Annotated in this window: 17 protein-coding genes and 1 riboswitch; of the genes, 15 read left to right on the plus strand and 2 right to left on the minus strand. The window is 57.7% G+C overall.

Features of this window, described 5'->3' with window-relative positions; all coding sequences use genetic code 11:
- The first annotated feature begins 110 nt into the window (after nucleotides 1–110).
- The 15 genes from GOX75_RS06445 (at nucleotide 111) to trpB (ending at nucleotide 15,645) form a co-directional block, all read left to right on the plus strand.
- Nucleotides 111–1,133: a PhoH family protein gene (locus tag GOX75_RS06445; protein WP_171121773.1), complete on the plus strand. Its 1,023-nt coding sequence runs from the start codon at nucleotides 111–113 to the stop codon at nucleotides 1,131–1,133.
- A 36-nt stretch (nucleotides 1,134–1,169) separates the two neighbouring features.
- Nucleotides 1,170–1,664 (plus strand): rRNA maturation RNase YbeY, encoded by a 495-nt coding sequence (gene ybeY / locus GOX75_RS06450; RefSeq protein WP_171121774.1) that lies wholly within the window; start codon nucleotides 1,170–1,172, stop codon nucleotides 1,662–1,664.
- A gap of 37 nt (nucleotides 1,665–1,701) precedes the next feature.
- On the plus strand, nucleotides 1,702–2,589 hold the full coding sequence (locus GOX75_RS06455) for a hemolysin family protein (RefSeq protein WP_171121775.1): 888 nt from the start codon (nucleotides 1,702–1,704) through the stop codon (nucleotides 2,587–2,589).
- Nucleotides 2,586–4,082, plus strand: coding sequence for an apolipoprotein N-acyltransferase (gene lnt / locus GOX75_RS06460; RefSeq protein ID WP_171121776.1), 1,497 nt, complete (start codon nucleotides 2,586–2,588; stop codon nucleotides 4,080–4,082). The genes GOX75_RS06455 and lnt overlap by 4 nt, the downstream gene beginning before the upstream one ends.
- A 42-nt stretch (nucleotides 4,083–4,124) precedes the next feature.
- A riboswitch (SAM-SAH riboswitch) is annotated at nucleotides 4,125–4,173 on the plus strand.
- 5 nt (nucleotides 4,174–4,178) lie between these two features.
- Nucleotides 4,179–5,360, plus strand: a complete 1,182-nt coding sequence (gene metK, locus GOX75_RS06465) for a methionine adenosyltransferase (RefSeq protein ID WP_171121777.1) — start codon at nucleotides 4,179–4,181, stop codon at nucleotides 5,358–5,360.
- 126 nt (nucleotides 5,361–5,486) lie between these two features.
- Nucleotides 5,487–6,197, plus strand: a complete 711-nt coding sequence (locus tag GOX75_RS06470) for a tRNA (guanosine(46)-N(7))-methyltransferase TrmB (RefSeq protein ID WP_171121778.1) — start codon at nucleotides 5,487–5,489, stop codon at nucleotides 6,195–6,197.
- A gap of 69 nt (nucleotides 6,198–6,266) precedes the next feature.
- Complete coding sequence (gene aroA / locus GOX75_RS06475) at nucleotides 6,267–7,613, plus strand: 3-phosphoshikimate 1-carboxyvinyltransferase (protein WP_171121779.1); 1,347 nt, start codon at nucleotides 6,267–6,269, stop codon at nucleotides 7,611–7,613.
- On the plus strand, nucleotides 7,610–8,227 hold the full coding sequence (gene cmk / locus GOX75_RS06480) for a (d)CMP kinase (protein ID WP_171121780.1): 618 nt from the start codon (nucleotides 7,610–7,612) through the stop codon (nucleotides 8,225–8,227). Before aroA ends, cmk begins: the two co-directional genes overlap by 4 nt.
- 106 nt (nucleotides 8,228–8,333) lie before the next feature.
- Nucleotides 8,334–8,849, plus strand: a complete 516-nt coding sequence (locus tag GOX75_RS06485; protein ID WP_171121781.1) for a hypothetical protein — start codon at nucleotides 8,334–8,336, stop codon at nucleotides 8,847–8,849.
- Nucleotides 8,850–9,087: 238 nt separating this feature from the next.
- Complete coding sequence (locus tag GOX75_RS06490) at nucleotides 9,088–10,773, plus strand: tryptophan halogenase family protein (RefSeq protein WP_171121782.1); 1,686 nt, start codon at nucleotides 9,088–9,090, stop codon at nucleotides 10,771–10,773.
- 294 nt (nucleotides 10,774–11,067) lie between these two features.
- A complete protein-coding gene (gene rpsA, locus GOX75_RS06495) occupies nucleotides 11,068–12,744 on the plus strand; it encodes a 30S ribosomal protein S1 (protein ID WP_170462358.1) in 1,677 nt (558 codons plus the stop codon).
- Between the two features lie 271 nt (nucleotides 12,745–13,015).
- On the plus strand, nucleotides 13,016–13,300 hold the full coding sequence (gene ihfB, locus GOX75_RS06500) for an integration host factor subunit beta (RefSeq protein ID WP_037310872.1): 285 nt from the start codon (nucleotides 13,016–13,018) through the stop codon (nucleotides 13,298–13,300).
- Nucleotides 13,301–13,306: 6 nt separating this feature from the next.
- A complete protein-coding gene (locus GOX75_RS06505; protein ID WP_171122323.1) occupies nucleotides 13,307–13,657 on the plus strand; it encodes a lipopolysaccharide assembly protein LapA domain-containing protein in 351 nt (116 codons plus the stop codon).
- Nucleotides 13,658–13,666: 9 nt separating this feature from the next.
- Entirely contained in the window at nucleotides 13,667–14,308 is a 642-nt protein-coding gene (locus GOX75_RS06510; protein WP_171121783.1) for a phosphoribosylanthranilate isomerase, read from the plus strand.
- Between the two features lie 89 nt (nucleotides 14,309–14,397).
- Nucleotides 14,398–15,645: a tryptophan synthase subunit beta gene (gene trpB, locus GOX75_RS06515; protein WP_171121784.1), complete on the plus strand. Its 1,248-nt coding sequence runs from the start codon at nucleotides 14,398–14,400 to the stop codon at nucleotides 15,643–15,645.
- Between the two features lie 96 nt (nucleotides 15,646–15,741).
- On the opposite strand, the gene GOX75_RS06520 is transcribed toward trpB, so the two are convergent.
- Together GOX75_RS06520 and GOX75_RS06525 are read right to left on the minus strand one after the other, a co-directional pair.
- Nucleotides 15,742–16,116, minus strand: a complete 375-nt coding sequence (locus GOX75_RS06520) for a DUF2237 family protein (protein WP_171121785.1) — start codon at nucleotides 16,114–16,116, stop codon at nucleotides 15,742–15,744.
- Between the two features lie 9 nt (nucleotides 16,117–16,125).
- Complete coding sequence (locus GOX75_RS06525) at nucleotides 16,126–17,289, minus strand: serine hydrolase (protein ID WP_171121786.1); 1,164 nt, start codon at nucleotides 17,287–17,289, stop codon at nucleotides 16,126–16,128.
- Between the last annotated feature and the right edge of the window lie 40 nt (nucleotides 17,290–17,329).

The following is a 17,329-nucleotide window of genomic DNA, read 5'->3' on the forward strand; positions in this document are numbered from 1 at the left end:
ACTGTGATCGGCGGTTTCGACATCAGTTACGGAAAATTTGAAACTGTGACTTGCACCCACCAAGAGTTGTTGTCTACGCTCAAGGTGAAACGCCAAGACAGGAGAACGTATTGGCCATCGGTGCCCTGAACCCACCGCAAAATGAAATGCCCCAGCGTGAGGCGTTTGTTGAATTCCCAGACAACCGGTTGTTGATTGATCTGTGCGGCGAATATGACCGCAATCTGACTGATATTGAGCATAAATTATCCGTTCAGATCGTGCGACGCGGAAACCAGTTGGTTGTGATGGGCGAGGAAGATGCCCAGAAACAGGCAATTGAGGTCCTTCAGGCCCTGTACACCCGCCTTGAGGGTGGGCGCGAGGTCGAAGCAGCAGATGTGGATCGCGAACTTCGTATGGGCGGATCTGAAAAAGGCACCGGAAGCCGCGACGGTGACCAGCTTGAAATGTTCAAAGGTGGCACGGTTGAGATCAAGACCCGCAAAAAGCTGGTTGAACCGCGTACCGATGCGCAAAAGGCTTATGTGCAATCCCTGTTCAATAACGAACTGGCCTTTGGGATCGGTCCGGCAGGGACAGGTAAAACCTATCTGGCCGTCGCGGTGGGCGTGTCGATGTTCATTGGCGGCCATGTGGACCGCATCATCCTCAGCCGTCCTGCGGTCGAAGCGGGTGAGAAGCTGGGATATTTGCCCGGTGACATGAAGGACAAGGTCGATCCGTATATGCAGCCGCTTTATGATGCGCTGAACGACTTTCTTCCCGGCAAGCAATTGGCCAAGCTGATCGAAGAAAAACGAATCGAAATTGCTCCGCTTGCCTTTATGCGCGGTCGAACGCTGGCGAATGCCTTTGTTGTTCTGGACGAGGCGCAGAACGCCACGACCATGCAGATGAAAATGTTCCTGACCCGGTTGGGCGAAGGCAGCCGGATGGTAATTACGGGCGACCGATCGCAGGTCGATCTGCCGCGCGGGGTCCAATCGGGGCTTGCCGATGCCGAGCGTTTGCTGAAGACGATCCCGAACATCAGCTTCAACTATTTCACCTCGAAGGATGTGGTGCGGCACCCGCTTGTCGCTGCGATTATCGAAGCGTATGAGGCTGACTCGGGTCGTGAAACCGGGTAGTTTCAAAGGCCCTGCGGGGACTTTGGAAGAGACAGAATGAATCTTGAACTAACGGTTGAGGACATGCGCTGGCAGGGGGTAGAGCCCTTGGCCACGCGTGCTGTGACCGCAGTGCTGGCCCATCGGGGCGTGGAATCCGAATTGTGTGAGATAAGCCTTCTTGCCTGCGGCGACACTCGTATAGCCGAGTTGAACGCGGAATTTCGCGAAAAACCCGCTCCGACCAATGTTCTGAGCTGGCCAGCCGATGATCTGGCGGCTGAGATCGCGGGTCAGGAACCCGCTTGTCCAAGCCCGGATTTCACCGGAGAAATCGCACTGGGCGACATCGCAATTTCCTATGATACCTGCGCACGCGAAGCCAATGAGGCGGGGAAACCTTTCGAAGATCACGTGACACATCTGCTTGTTCACGGAACATTGCATTTGCTGGGATACGATCACGTTCGTGACCCCGACGCCACTTTGATGGAGGGTGTCGAGGTCGAGATACTTGGCAAACTGGGTATTGATAACCCATATATAGTTTAATACGGGCCCATTCGGGCCGATCATTTGGAATGGGAAAATGGGCGATACAGACGGCAGTTCTATGGCGGCGCAGGGCGCGCAACCAAAGGACGACGACAATGACATAAGAGAGAAAACGGGTTTCTTTTCTCGAATAGTGGACGCGTTCTCGACCCAGAACGTCGAAGAGGTTGCTGCGGCCAACGGACACGAGGCCGACAAGAGCCAGCCACGGGGCATGATCAACCTGCGGCGTATGCGCGTCGAAGATGTGGCCATCCCAACGGCAGAGATCGTGTCTGTATCCTCGACCATCACCAAAGACGAATTGGCGCAGGTTTTTCGTGACAGCGGGCTGTCGCGGATACCGGTATACGAGGGGACGCTTGATACACCGCTTGGGTTTGTGCACCTCAAGGATTTTGCGCTGACGCATGGGTTCAACGGAACGTCCTCTGAATTTGATCTGGTGTCGATGCTGCGGACCCTGTTGTTTGTGCCGCCGTCAATGCCGATTGGGGTCTTGTTGACCAAAATGCAGACGGAACGCCGGCACATGGCGCTTGTGATAGACGAGTATGGCGGCGTTGACGGATTGCTGACGATCGAGGACCTGATTGAACAGGTGGTCGGTGAGATTGCCGATGAACATGACGCCGACGAAAGCCAGCTCTGGGTTGAAGAGAAGCCGGGTTGCTATGTGGTTCAGGCCCGTGTCCCGCTTGAAGAATTCGAAGCCGAGATCGGGCGCTCGTTGACCAGCCACGAGGATGTCGACGAAGAAGAGATCGACACGCTGGGCGGTTTGGTCTTTATGCTATCGGGGCGTGTCCCTGCACGTGGCGAAGTTGTTTTACACCCCGAGGGGCCAGAGTTCGAAGTCTTGGATGCCGATCCGCGCAGGATCAAACGCTTGCGTGTCATGTTGCCGGATATCGTTGCATGAACCCTGCCCAGGGCTTGCCTATTTGGTTAAGGCTAGTGTTGGCGTTCATATTGGGCGCGGTAACTGCGTTTGGTCTGGCGCCATTCGGGTTTTGGGCTGCATCCATTGCAGCGTTACTTGCTTTGGCGCCCCTGTACTTGGCAACGAAAACGCGGGCACAGGCGGCTTGGCTGGGGTGGGCCTTTGCGACGGGCTATTTCGCTCATGCGTTAAGTTGGATCATTGAACCGTTCCTTGTGGACGCGGAACGTCATGCCTGGATGGCACCCTTTGCGCTTGTGTTCATGGCCGGAGGGCTGGCGCTGTTCTGGGCGCTGGCCTTTTGGGTGGCGCGCCGCCCGGGGCAAGGCGCAATTGGTCAGGCTGTGTTTCTGACCATCGCGATATCCTTGGCAGAGTGCGCCCGCGGTTACGTACTGACCGGATTTCCATGGGCTGGGTTGGCGCAGATTTGGGTCGCCACGCCCTTCGCTCAGGTTTTGGCGCTGGTTGGTCCATATGGGGTAGGCGCTCTGACGCTGTTGGCAACATTGCCTATGGGAGCCGCTCTGACGCAACGATCCTCGTTTGCGTTGCCTGCGTGCTTGTCTGTGGGTGTGGTGTGCTTGGCCGTTGGTTATGCTGCTTTTCGGCCTGACGTTACCGAGACGGGGCATATCGTACGCCTAATTCAGCCCAACGCGCCGCAACACCAGAAATGGGACCCGGACTATGCGCCGCTGTTTTTTGCGCGTCAGATTGAGTTCACGGCCGCGCAACCAAAACCCGATTTGATTGTCTGGCCGGAAACCTCGGTGCCGGCTTGGTTGGGCAGCGCGCAACCTTACCTGGATGTTGTCGTGGATGCGGCACAGGGGACGCCGGTCTTTTTGGGTATTCAACGCGGGGACGGGCCTCGGATCTACAACTCGATGATCTACCTGAACGAGGACGGTCAACAACAAGGGCTGTACGATAAACATCACCTTGCCCCGTTCGGAGAGTACGTGCCGCTTGGCGACCTCATGGCGCGAATTGGTATCTATGGCATGGCTGCAACCACGGGCAGCGGGTTCAGCGCTGGGCCGGGCGCTGCCTTGATGGATGCGGGTGCGCTGGGTAAGGCACTGCCTTTGATTTGCTACGAAGCGGTCTTTACCCAGGATGTTCTGTCCGCTCCGGGACGTGCCGATTTCTTGTTGCAGATTACCAACGATGCGTGGTTTGGAACGCGATCAGGCCCTTATCAACATCTTGCACAAGCCCAGATGCGGGCCATTGAGCAGGGATTGCCCATGATGCGGTCAGCCAATACCGGGGTGTCGGCAATGATTGACCCGCTGGGCCGCATCACTCGGTCGCTTGCTTTGGGTGAGGCCGGGTATGTCGATGCAAACCTGCCAAAGCCTTTTGCGGTCACACTTTATTCAAGGATTGGTGACATACCCATCTTTTTGCTGCTGGTCGGAGCGTTTGCGCTGCTTTGGCGCAACGCTCGGAGAGAGGGCGCGTAATTTCGGATTGACCCGATGATTTTGCGGGCGTATCCCATCGAATGCCTGTCACAACGGCTTCCTGGCGTGATGGGGAAATCTTAATGGAGCACTTTCATGTCCCGACAGAACTACACTTTCACTTCGGAATCCGTATCCGAAGGGCACCCGGATAAGGTTTGTGACCGGATTTCCGATGCCGTCCTAGACGCTTTTCTGAATGAAGAACCCGAAGCGCGCGTCGCGTGCGAAACCTTCGCAACGACTGACCGCGTTGTCATCGGCGGAGAAGTAGGTCTGTCTGATCAGGAAAAACTGCACGATTACATGGGCCGTATCGACGAGATCGCGCGCGCTTGTATCAAGGATATCGGCTATGAGCAGGACAAGTTTCACCACGAAACCGTCGAGGTGACGAACCTGCTACACGAGCAGTCCGCGCATATCGCGCAGGGTGTTGATGCCTCGGGCGACAAGGACGAGGGCGCGGGCGATCAGGGGATCATGTTTGGTTATGCCACGACTGAAACCCCTGCGCTGATGCCAGCCCCGATCCAGTACTCCCACGCGATCCTGCGCCGTCTGGCCGAGGTTCGCAAAAACGGCACCGAGCCCGCGCTGGGTCCGGACGCGAAATCGCAACTGTCCGTCGTGTACCGTGACGGCAAGCCTGTGGGCGTCAGCTCGGTCGTGCTGTCGACACAGCATCTGGATGAGGCGCTGTCCTCGGACGATATCCGCGCGATTGTTGAGCCCTACATAACCGAAACTCTACCCGATGGCTGGCTGTCGGCCGACACAGAATGGCATGTGAATCCCACCGGCAAATTTGTGATCGGCGGCCCCGATGGCGATGCGGGCCTGACCGGGCGCAAAATCATCGTGGACACCTATGGCGGTGCCGCGCCTCATGGCGGCGGTGCGTTCTCGGGCAAAGACCCAACCAAGGTGGACCGTTCGGCTGCTTACGCTGCACGCTATCTGGCCAAGAACGTGGTGGCCGCGGGCATGGCGGAACGCTGCACGATTCAGCTTAGCTATGCGATTGGCGTATCCAAGCCTTTGTCGATCTATGCGGATACGCATGGTACTGGGCAGATTTCGGATGCCGAGATCGAAAAAGCCGTCGGTCAGGTGATGGACCTGACGCCGCGCGGCATTCGCCAGCACCTGCAGATGAACAAGCCGATCTACCAGCGCACGGCGGCTTATGGCCACTTTGGCCGTGAACCCGACGCGGATGGCGGTTTCAGTTGGGAACGCACCGATCTGGTGGACGCCCTGAAATCGGCTGTCTGATTGTTATCCAAAGGTGCGCCCTAACGGGCGCGCTCTATTCTGGTGCTTTTTGAGGGTGGCAGGTCTGTTGAGTGGACCGGGCCGCCCTCTTGTGTCCGTGGTGTCTGCACAGTATGGGCTTCGCCCATGAGCAACCAGACACCCCAACGCCCCCGCAGAAACTTTTATGGCCGCTTCAAGGGCAAGACCCTGAAGCCCAGTCAAAAGACGTATCTAAGTGAAGACCTCGATGCGTTGTCCCCCGGCGCGGTCGATTGGGAGAGTAACCCCGAACGCGCGCCGCTGGATCTGCAGGCGCTGTTTGGCGGACGGGATGTTTGGCTTGAGGTCGGTTTTGGTGGCGGTGAGCATCTGGTGCATCAGGCTGCCTGCAACCCCGGTATCGGTATTATAGGTGCCGAGCCCTACATCAACGGCGTCGCGATGTTGCTGGGCAAAATCCGGCAGGCGGGGGTTGAGAACCTTGCCGTTCATCCCGGCGATGCGCGCGACCTGTTCGACGTGCTGCCTGAGGCCAGTATCTCGCGCGCCTTCCTTCTCTATCCTGACCCATGGCCCAAAACGCGGCACCACCGCCGCCGCTTTGTGACGCAAGAACATCTGGAGCCACTTGCCCGCGCCTTGAAGCCGGGTTCAATCTTTCGCGTGGCAACGGACATTCCCGACTATGTTCGCCAAACGCTGGAAGAAGTGCCGCGCGCTGGTTTCGAATGGCTGGCCGAGCGTCCCGCCGATTGGCGTGAGCCGTGGGGCGATTGGATTTCCACCCGCTATGAACAGAAGGCCCTGCGCGAGGGGCGCGTGCCCCATTACCTGACCTTCCGCCGCAAGGGCTGATTGTCGCTGGACCATCTGGCCCCAATTCGCTAAGCGGCTAAGGCACTGATAGCGAAAACAGGAGCCCCCATGTCCGGACACGGTACGCCCATCCCGATGACCTCGCATCCCTGCGGCCCGTTGACCGGTACGGCAGAGGTGCCCGGCGACAAGTCGATCTCGCACCGTTCGCTGATTTTGGGTGCGATGGCGGTGGGTGAGACGAAGATCTCCGGTCTGCTGGAAGGTGAGGACGTTCTGGATACTGCCAAGGCCATGCGCGCCTTTGGGGCCGAGGTGACAGATCACGGTGGCGGTGAATGGACGGTGCATGGCGTGGGTGTCGGCGGTTTTGCTGAACCTGATCAGGTGATCGATTGCGGCAACTCGGGCACGGGTGTGCGACTGATCATGGGTGCGATGGCGACTTGTCCGATTAGCGCGACGTTTACTGGCGACGCAAGCCTGAACAAACGCCCCATGGCGCGAGTGACGGATCCGTTGGCTCTGTTCGGGGCGCAGGCCGTTGGACGCTCGGGCGGACGTTTGCCGATGACCATCGTCGGCGCGGCTGAACCTGTTCCGGTGCGCTATGAGGTTCCCGTTCCGTCGGCGCAGGTGAAATCCGCCGTGCTGCTAGCAGGTCTGAATGCGCCGGGCAAAACCGTGGTGATCGAGAAAGAGGCCACCCGTGACCATTCCGAACGGATGTTGGCCGGGTTCGGTGCAGAGATTACCGTTGAAGATACGGATGAAGGCCGGGTGATCACCCTGACCGGTCGTCCTGAGTTGAAACCGCAGGTGATTGCCGTGCCGCGTGATCCGTCCAGCGCTGCCTTTCCGGTTTGCGCGGCGCTGATCACGCCGGGCTCGGATGTGTTGGTGCCGGGCATCGGCCTGAACCCGACCCGGGCGGGCCTCTTTTCCACGCTGCGGGAGATGGGCGCAGACCTGACCTATGAGAACGAGCGTGAAGAGGGCGGCGAGCCTGTTGCCGATCTACGCGCGAAATACTCACCAAATATGAAGGGCATCAATGTGCCGCCGGAACGTGCGGCCTCGATGATCGACGAATATCCGGTGCTGTCCGTGGTCGCGGCCAATGCCACTGGCACCACGATGATGGGCGGCGTGAAAGAGCTGCGGGTCAAGGAAAGCGACCGGATCGACGCGATGGCTCGAGGCCTGCGCGCCAATGGCGTGAGCGTGGATGAGGGCGAGGAATGGTGGTCGGTCGAGGGGCTGGGCATCGGCAACGTCCCCGGCGGCGGCACCTGCGAGAGCTTTCTGGATCACCGTATCGCCATGTCCTTCATGGTGATGGGGATGGGCGCAAAAACGCCGGTCTCGGTCGATGATGGCGGCCCGATCGCGACCTCGTTCCCGATCTTTGAACCGCTGATGGCGGCACTGGGTGCCAAGGTGGACCGCACGTGAGCTTCACGGTTGCCATAGACGGGCCTGCAGCGGCGGGGAAGGGGACGATTTCGAAAGGGGTTTCGGCTCATTTCGGGTTCGCGCATCTGGACACCGGCCTGCTGTACCGTGCGGTTGGCCGCCGGACACTTGACGGGATGGAACCGGTCGCAGCCGCTCAGGCTTTAACTGCTGAAGAGTTAGGGCAGGGCGATCTACGCACCGCCGAAATCGCTCAGGCCGCGTCAAAGGTGGCTGTGATCCCTGAAGTTAGGTCGGCACTTGTGGACTTTCAGCGCAGTTTCGCAACCCGCCCCGGAGGCGCCGTTCTGGATGGGCGCGATATCGGGACGGTGATCTGCCCCGAGGCTGAGGTTAAGCTGTTTGTCACCGCCAGCGCCGAGGTTCGGGCAGAGCGGCGGTATCTGGAACTCAGCGCTAATGGGTCCGACACAACCCGCGCGCAGGTTCTGCAAGATGTCCGTGAACGCGACGCCCGCGATGCCGAGCGCAGCACGGCCCCGATGAAACCTGCGGAGGATGCTGTGCTGCTGGATACATCGAATCTGAGTATCGAAGCGGCGTTGGCCGAGGCGATTGCCATAGTTGAAGACGCCAAACGCAAGGTGTTTTAGAACCTTGGTGGCTCTCACGATTTTGGGAACGCTCCTCACCAAGCTTTGTTTGGTCAGTCGCCTCAGGGCTGCGTAGGGTGAATTGGTAATCCGCAGGAGCGATACCATGATCCGATTGACCTTAGCTCTGATTTTTCTGGGTGGAAGTCTGGCTGCGCAAGAAGCCGAGCCACCCATGACCTATGAGCGTCTTGGGAAGATAATTTTTGCGCTGGATCCGGACGCGCAACCCCAAGGGCCGGGTTTCCAAATGACCGTGTCGGATGTTTCGGTTTTGGTGATCACGGATATCAACGCGGATCGGATGCGGGCGATGGTTTCCATCAGCAGCGCCGCTGATTTGTCGGCTGCGGACCTTCAACGCATGATGCAGGCGAATTTCGACAGCACTCTGGACGCGCGCTATGCCATTGCCAACGGCACGTTGTGGGCCGCATTCATTCACCCCCTGTCTAAACTAGATAAGGACCAACTGATTTCGGGGCTGGCCCAAACCGTGAATATCGCCAAGACGTATGGCACCCTGTATTCAGGCGGCGCTGCCGAATTCGGAGGGGGCGACAGCCAGGATCTTCAGCGTGAGCTGATTGATGAGCTGCTTAAGAAGGGCGAGGAAATCTAATCCATCTAGGGATTTGCACTATTCGTAACGCTGGGATTGCCAATAGTTGCCAGCCCGCAAAAACGGTTGAAACCGGGGCATCTTTGATGAGTTTCGCCGGTTTCATAGCGGTGATGGGATGAGGGAATCTTCACGGATTGTCACAGCTTTGAACATGCTGACAACCAAGGAGGCCTAGGCCCTAGCGAGGTATCGGAAAGCTGGTATAGTCCCCTGAAATATTGAGGGGGAGAGCTAAATGAACAACCGTTTGCGTAAAATCACTATTGTGGGCGGCGGCACCGCAGGTTGGATGACCGCGCTGATCCTTGAGATGGTGTTTTCTCGCACGTCAGCGCCAAAGGACCGACCGCGCATCTGCCTGATCGAAAGCCCGAATATTTCGACGGTGGGGGTGGGAGAGGCTACCGTGCCGCGCATGCCGGTTACGCTCCGGCAGGCGGGGATTGCCGAGCGGGACTTTTTCCGCGAGACAAACGCGTCGTTTAAACTGGGTGTGAAGTTCTGTAACTGGAACAACGACGCCAAGGGCAACCGCATCGACTATATGAACCCTTTTGCTCATGGCCAGATGCTGGAAGGGCTGGAGGCGGCCGAATATTTCCTGCGCTTTGGCAACGGGGATCGGGACTTTACGCAATCAATCTCGCCGCACGATGATCTGGCTCGTATGTGCAAAGGCGCGCGGCCACTGGGTGCACCGGAATTCGAACAACGGTTCGGCTTTGCATACCACCTGGACGCTGTGAAATTCGCGGGGATGTTGACGAAGGTCTGCACCAAGCGCGGGGTCGAGCATATTCAGGATGAGGTCCAATCGGTCGAACTGGACGAGCAGGGCAATGTCAGCCATCTGATGCTGGAGCGCAAAGGCCGCCACGATATCGAGATGGTTGTGGATTGCACCGGGTTCCGGGGGCTGATCATTAATCAGGCTCTGGGTGAGCCGTTCATGGATTATTCGGACTACCTGCCCAATGACCGGGCCATGGCCTTGCAGGTCGAACATCCTGACCCCGAAAAGATCGAAAGCGCCACGCGGTCTACGGCGCTGGGGGCTGGTTGGACGTGGCGGGTTCCATTGTTCAATCGTGTAGGCACGGGCTATGTGTATTCCTCGGCGCATCGCACGGATGATCAGGCGGCGGACGAATATCTTGAATGGCTAGGCGACAGCGGCAAAGGTTTGACGCCGCGTGTGATCCCAATGCGGGTTGGACGGGTGCGCAATGCATGGGTCAAGAACTGCGTGGCCGTCGGTTTGTCCGGCGGGTTTATCGAGCCGTTGGAAAGCACCGCGATTCATATGATCGACCACGCGGTGCGCTGGTTCGCCGAACATCTGCCGACGCAGGCGATCGAACCGTCCTTGCGGGCGCGGTACAACCGACAGATGGACAAGCTTTATGACGAGGTGCTCGAATTCATCTGTCTGCACTATCGCTTGGGTAACCGCACGGATGATCAATATTGGATCGATGCCCGGACCGAGATGAAAATACCCGACCGGTTGGCCGAGAACCTCGAGCTGTGGCAGCACCGCTTGCCGATGCAGCACGATGTTGAGTTCGCGACGCTGTTTGATCACCGCGTTTACCAGACGGTGCTGTTGGGCAAGCAAGTCTACGATACAGGCTATGGCACAGGCATTCGTGATCGGGTGCGACCTTTGAAAAAGCCGATCTGGTTCCAGTGGTGGAAGGGCGCGAAAGTGGACCTTGCGCAGATTCTCAAATCTATGCCGGATCACAAGACCCTGTTGCGCGATATTCGAGGAGAGCTGGAAAAGCCCGCCTTTGGTAAAGCGGTGGCTGCGAAGCCGACGGTTGCGATGCCGGGTGCGAAACCTGCGCCGGTGGCCGTTCAGAACATGCCCAACTTCGCTGAAATCCAGAGCGGCGCAAAGGATTTGCAGTTGTTCTAGAAATTGCCTGTGAGCCGGGCGGTGAAATTCGCCCGGCCGCTGGGCCGTTTGTCGGCAGGTATTGCAGGTTATAGCGCGTATCGCCCGTTATAACTTGCAGCGCCTTGGCGAACCCGCTATAGAGCGCGCGTCGACAAGGCGATTTGAGCCATAAAACAATGAGACGAGCAGGGTCGGAAACAACCGGCCCTCTTTGTTTTGCGGCATATGTCAGGTCGTCTGACCAATCCACTAAGACCGGCGGAGACAACCGCTCGGCCAGCAAAAACGTACTGTAAAGGAAAACAACGCCACATGGCTAACGCATCCATGGAGGAATTCGAAGCCCTCCTTAATGAAAGCTTCGAAATGGACACACCCGAAGAGGGTTCTGTTGTCAAAGGCAAGGTTCTGGCTATCGAAGCCGGCCAAGCCATCATCGACGTAGGCTACAAAATGGAAGGCCGCGTTGATCTGAAAGAATTCGCAAATCCCGGCGAAGCCCCTGAAATCGCTGTAGGTGACGAGGTCGAAGTTTACCTGCGCGCCGCAGAAAACGCCCGTGGCGAAGCTGTCATCTCGCGCGAGATGGCCCGCCGTGAAGAGGCATGGGACCGTCTGGAAAAAGCATATGCCGACGACCAGCGCGTCGAAGGTGCTATCTTTGGTCGCGTCAAAGGTGGCTTCACCGTCGATCTGGGTGGCGCAGTTGCGTTCCTGCCCGGCTCGCAGGTTGATGTTCGCCCCGTGCGCGACGCTGGCCCGCTGATGGGTCTGAAGCAGCCGTTCCAGATTCTGAAAATGGACCGTCGTCGTGGCAACATCGTTGTTTCGCGCCGCGCAATCCTGGAAGAATCGCGTGCCGAACAGCGTGCCGAAGTTATCGGCAACCTGTCCGAAGGTCAGACCGTCGAGGGTGTTGTCAAGAACATCACCGAATACGGTGCATTCGTTGACTTGGGCGGCGTCGACGGCCTGCTGCACGTCACCGACATGGCATGGCGTCGTGTGAACCACCCGTCCGAGATCCTGACGATCGGCGAAACCATCAAGGTTCAGGTCATCAAGATCAACAAAGAGACCCACCGCATCAGCCTGGGCATGAAGCAGCTGCAAGAAGATCCGTGGGATCTGGTTGCTGCGAAATACCCGCTGGGCTCGGTTCATCAGGGTCGCGTCACCAACATCACCGACTACGGCGCGTTCGTCGAGCTGGAAGCCGGTGTCGAGGGTCTGGTGCACGTGTCCGAGATGTCCTGGACCAAGAAAAACGTCCACCCCGGCAAGATCGTTTCGACCAGCCAGGAAGTCGACGTCATGGTTCTGGAAATCGACGGTGCCAAGCGTCGCGTGTCTCTGGGCCTGAAGCAGACCATGCGTAACCCGTGGGAAGTGTTTGCAGAAACACACCCCGAGGGCACCGAGGTCGAAGGCGAAGTCAAGAACATCACCGAATTCGGTCTGTTCATTGGTCTCGAAGGCGACATCGACGGCATGGTACACCTGTCCGACCTGTCTTGGGACGAGCGCGGTGAAGACGCGATCCAGAACTACCGCAAAGGCGATATGGTTTCGGCCGTCGTTTCGGAAGTTGACGTCGAAAAAGAGCGTATCTCTCTGTCGATCAAAGCCCTGGGCGGTGACAAGTTCGCCGAAGCCGTGGGCGGCGTGAAGCGTGGCTCGGTCATCACCGTTGAAGTTACCGCAATCGAAGATGGCGGTATCGAGGTCGAGTATGAAGGCATGAAATCCTTCATCCGCCGTTCGGACCTGTCGCGTGACCGTGCCGAGCAGCGCCCCGAGCGTTTCAACACTGGCGACAAGGTCGACGTCCGTGTCACCAACGTCGACAGCAAGACCCGCCGTCTGGGCCTGTCGATCAAAGCACGCGAGATCGCAGAAGAGAAAGAGGCCGTGGAACAGTACGGTTCTTCCGACTCGGGCGCATCGCTGGGCGACATTCTGGGTGCAGCGCTGAAGTCCGGCGACTAAGCCCGGTCATCAGCCAAAACCTAATTCACGGCCTCGCGCATATGCGCGGGGCCGTTTTTGTTGCGAATCAATATGTTCCAAAATTTGCGATCAGTTTGCGCATCACGCTCTCAATTCGAGCCCATTTCCTGTAAACCAGCAAAAAATCGTGTGAGATTTAAGCAAAATTAAGGCTTTGCGCCCAGAGTCAACATTCCCCCAATCCGGGTTTCTTTCTATACTGCCCAGATTAGTAGACATGGTTAACCGGTCGCCTGGGAGGGTAGCGCACATGATCCGTTCAGAACTGATTCAGAAAATTGCCGACGAAAATCCGCATCTCTATCAGCGTGATGTTGAGCGTATCGTGAATACCGTGTTCGAAGAAGTTACGGATGCCATGGCGCGTGGTGATCGTGTTGAACTGCGCGGATTTGGCGCGTTTTCGGTCAAGCAGCGCGATGCCCGCGTGGGCCGCAATCCCAGAACGGGTGAAACTGTTCAGGTTGAAGAAAAATGTGTTCCATTTTTCAAGACGGGCAAGTTGCTAAGGGATCGTTTGAACGGTAAAGCCTAGGCCATGATGCGCTACCTTCGATATGCTTTTCTGGCGATCCTCGGGATCGTTCTGATTTCGGTTTCTCTTGCCAACCGCGAAACCGTGGAATTGACGCTGATGCCACAGGCCTTTGCCGATTTGCTTGGCTTCAATTTCAGTGCGTCGCTGCCATTGTTCCTTGTGGTTCTGGGCGGCGTGGTTGCTGGCCTTGTCATTGGTTTCCTGTGGGAATGGCTGCGTGAGCACAAGCACCGTCGCGATGCAACTGCCAAGACAAGCGAAGTCCGCAAGCTTGAGCGTGAGGTCAAAAAGCTCAAGAAAAAGCAGAACGAAGGTAAAGACGAAGTTCTTGCGCTGCTGGACGAAGCCAGCTGAGGCCATCTGATGCCGGATATTTCCGTTAAAATCTGCGGCCTGACCGCACCTGATCACGTGCGCGCCGCGGCCGAGGCCGGGGCACGGTACCTTGGGTTCAATTTTTTCCCGAAGTCCCCCCGCTATGTCTCGCCCGCGCAAGCGGCCGCGTTAATGCAGGCCGTGCCGGTTGGTGTGGCTAAAGTGGCCTTGGTGGTGAACGCTTCGGACGAGGAACTGGACAGAATCACCGGGACGGCCCCGTTTGATATGTTGCAGTTGCACGGGTCCGAAAGCGTTGACCGTGTGCGTGAAATCAAAGCGCGCTATGGTTTGCCTGTGATTAAGGTGATCGGGGTGGCCGATGCTGAAGATTTGGCCGCAATCGACGATTACAGCGGCGTTGCGGATCAGCTTTTGATTGACGCCAAGCCGCCCAAGAACGCGGTCTTGCCGGGCGGTAATGGGCTGGCATTTGACTGGCGGCTTTTGGCTGGGCGCAAGTATTGGCGCAAGCCGTGGATGCTGGCAGGTGGTCTGAACCCGGACAACGTAGCAGAAGCGATCCGCATGACGGGTGCGCGTCAGGTCGATGTGGCCTCTGGCGTGGAAAGTGCGCCCGGCGTCAAGGACACTGCTTTGATCAGTGCGTTCATCAAGGCTGCTCAATAGCGTTGCTCTGGGTGTCGCGACGTACGTTTTGCCATGGCAAATCCCGCAGCTACCTCCTATGAACAACGGGTACGACGATGGAGACAGCCATGGCCAACGATCTTTTCAATTCCTTTATGTCCGGCCCCGACGAACAGGGACGTTTCGGCATATTCGGAGGGCGATTTGTCAGCGAGACGCTGATGCCTCTGATCCTGTCGCTGGAAGAGGAATATGAGAAGGCCAAGGATGATCCGACCTTCTGGGCCGAGATGGACGATTTGTGGGCCAACTATGTGGGTCGACCCTCGCCGCTGTATTTCGCGGAACGTCTGACGCAGCATCTGGGCGGAGCCAAGATTTACCTGAAACGTGATGAGCTGAACCATACTGGCGCGCATAAGATCAACAACGTGCTGGGTCAGATCATTCTGGCGCGGCGCATGGGTAAGACCCGGATCATCGCCGAAACCGGGGCAGGGCAGCACGGCGTCGCCACCGCCACTGTCTGCGCCAAATTCGGCCTGAAATGCGTGGTCTATATGGGCGCGCATGACGTACAGCGTCAGGCGCCAAACGTGTTCCGTATGCGCCTGCTGGGCGCCGAGGTGATTCCGGTGACCTCGGGCCGCGGCACCCTGAAGGACGCGATGAATGACGCGCTGCGCGACTGGGTGACCAATGTGCGAGACACGTTCTATTGCATCGGCACCGTGGCCGGGCCGCACCCGTATCCGGCGATGGTGCGAGATTTCCAGTCGATCATCGGCAAGGAAGCCAAAGAGCAGATGCACAAGGCTGAGGGTCGTTTGCCCGACACGATCATCGCCGCCATCGGCGGTGGGTCGAACGCGATGGGGCTGTTCTATCCGTTCCTTGACGACAAATCCGTCAACATCATTGGTGTTGAGGCTGGTGGTAAAGGCGTCAATGAAAAAATGGAACATTGCGCGTCGCTGACCGGCGGTCGCCCCGGCGTGCTGCATGGCAACCGCACCTATCTGCTGCAGGATGATGACGGGCAGATTCTTGAGGGCTATTCGATTTCGGCCGGATTGGATTACCCCGGTATTGGGCCGGAACATTCGTGGTTGAATGACATTGGCCGCGCCAACTATGTCTCGATCACCGATAAAGAGGCGTTGGAGGCGTTCCAACTGTGCTGCGCGACCGAAGGGATTATTCCGGCGCTTGAACCCAGCCACGCGCTTGCCCATGTGATGAAGATTGCGCCGGAACTACCCAAAGATCACCTGATCTGCATGAACATGTGCGGACGCGGCGACAAGGATGTACAGACCGTGGCCAAGTATCTGAATTTCGATATGTCGGATACCGAAGGACGCACGGCAGATTAACCTTTTAGTTCGACTAAGAAACGGCGCGCCATTTGGCAGCGCCGTTTTTGAAACCGGAGCTCATATAGGTGGGGCGGGAGATCCTTGCCTGACCCGTTAGTCTAGTGCCGCCTTCTCCTGTAAGACGCGTAGCGGCACAACGTCCAACGCCCTTTGATGTGTTGCTTCAAGATGCACCATGGGCGCGCAACCTTCGTCATAGGCTTGGAGGAACCGCCCGGCGCACAGGCACCAGCTATCGCCCGGTTTGAGACCCGCAAAGTCGAACTCGGGGCGTGGCGTGCTCAGGTCGTTTCCAACATATTTCGAATACGCGAGAAACTCGGCCGTCATGACTGCGCAAACAGTGTGGCTGCCCTGATCCTCGGGGCAGGTGTTGCACGCCCCGTCCCGGAAAAAACCGGTCAGGGGATCGCGCGAGCAGGGAGCCAGAACACCCCCCAGCACATTTATGCTGTCCTGCTTCTGCATGACGCCATCTTACAGGCTTTGCGCAATTTTGCGGAACATTTCGATATTTTCTTCGTTCACGCCCGCATCGCGAAAGTTGCGGTCTGCCCCGGTTGAAACGATCAGAACATCGCGGGCTTGGTCGAAATAGATATATTGGCCGTAAACACCACGCGCCAGAAACTCTCCCTCATGCGCGCCGACCGGAATCCACCATTGATAGCCATATCCGATTTTCCCTGCCTCAGTCGGTGCGCTGGGCGCGACCGCTTCGGCGATCCATTCGGCAGGGATAAGTTGCTGACTATTATGTGACCCATTCTGCAAAACAACCTGCCCAAATCGGGCAAAGTCGCGGGTGGTGAAATTCAACCCACCCAACACGAACGCGACCCCAGCGCCGTCCGTCACGTAATAGCCATCCTGCTCCAGCCCAAGCGGTTGCAAGATCCGAACCGTCAGCAATTCAGCAACGCTGCGTCCGGTGGCGCCACGGATCACCATTCCGATGACATGCGTATCAATCGAGACATACTGCCAGGTTTCCCCGGGTGTGGTGAAGCTGTCCTGAAGCGAGGCTGCAAAGTCGTCCAGCTCGCCACCCAGCGCAAGCACCCGGCCCATCCGGTTAATGTCGGAATCGTAATCCAGATAGTCCTCGTTGAACGTCACGCCGCTGGCCATGTTCAACACATTGCGTATCGTGGCACCGTCATAGGCCGAGCCTTCCAAGTCCGGTGCGTATTTTGTGACCGGGTCATCAAGCGAGTCGATCGCACCTTCGGCCAGAAGGATACCCAACAGGGAAGAGAGATAGCTTTTAGCGACCGACCACGAAATGCGCCGATCATCCGGCCCAGTGTCCAAATAATATTCCTCGAACCGGATCTGCCCATCCTGCATCACCAGCAAAGATGTTACGGTGCGGTCCTCGATCCAGCCGTCGGTGCCTTCGGGCAAATCGAAGCCCGGCCCGTAAGGCAGCTCCCAAGTTGGGCCGTCCCCACGTGGCAAGTCCACCTTTAGAAAGGCTTCGTCCATATGAGAGAAATTGTGGACGATCTTGTCCTCAGCGAACAAGGAGTTGACGGCCATAAGGCGTTGGATTTCTTCGCGTTTCCAGAAGCCAACAACAGCCGCGGCCAGCACTAGCATCAAAACGATGCGCAGCACCCATTTCAAAAAGGTTCTCATCCATTTCCTCCCATATTCGGGTGGTATTGGAACGCGATTG

The organism is Ruegeria sp. HKCCD7251, from assembly GCF_013031165.1.
Lineage (GTDB): Bacteria > Pseudomonadota > Alphaproteobacteria > Rhodobacterales > Rhodobacteraceae > Ruegeria.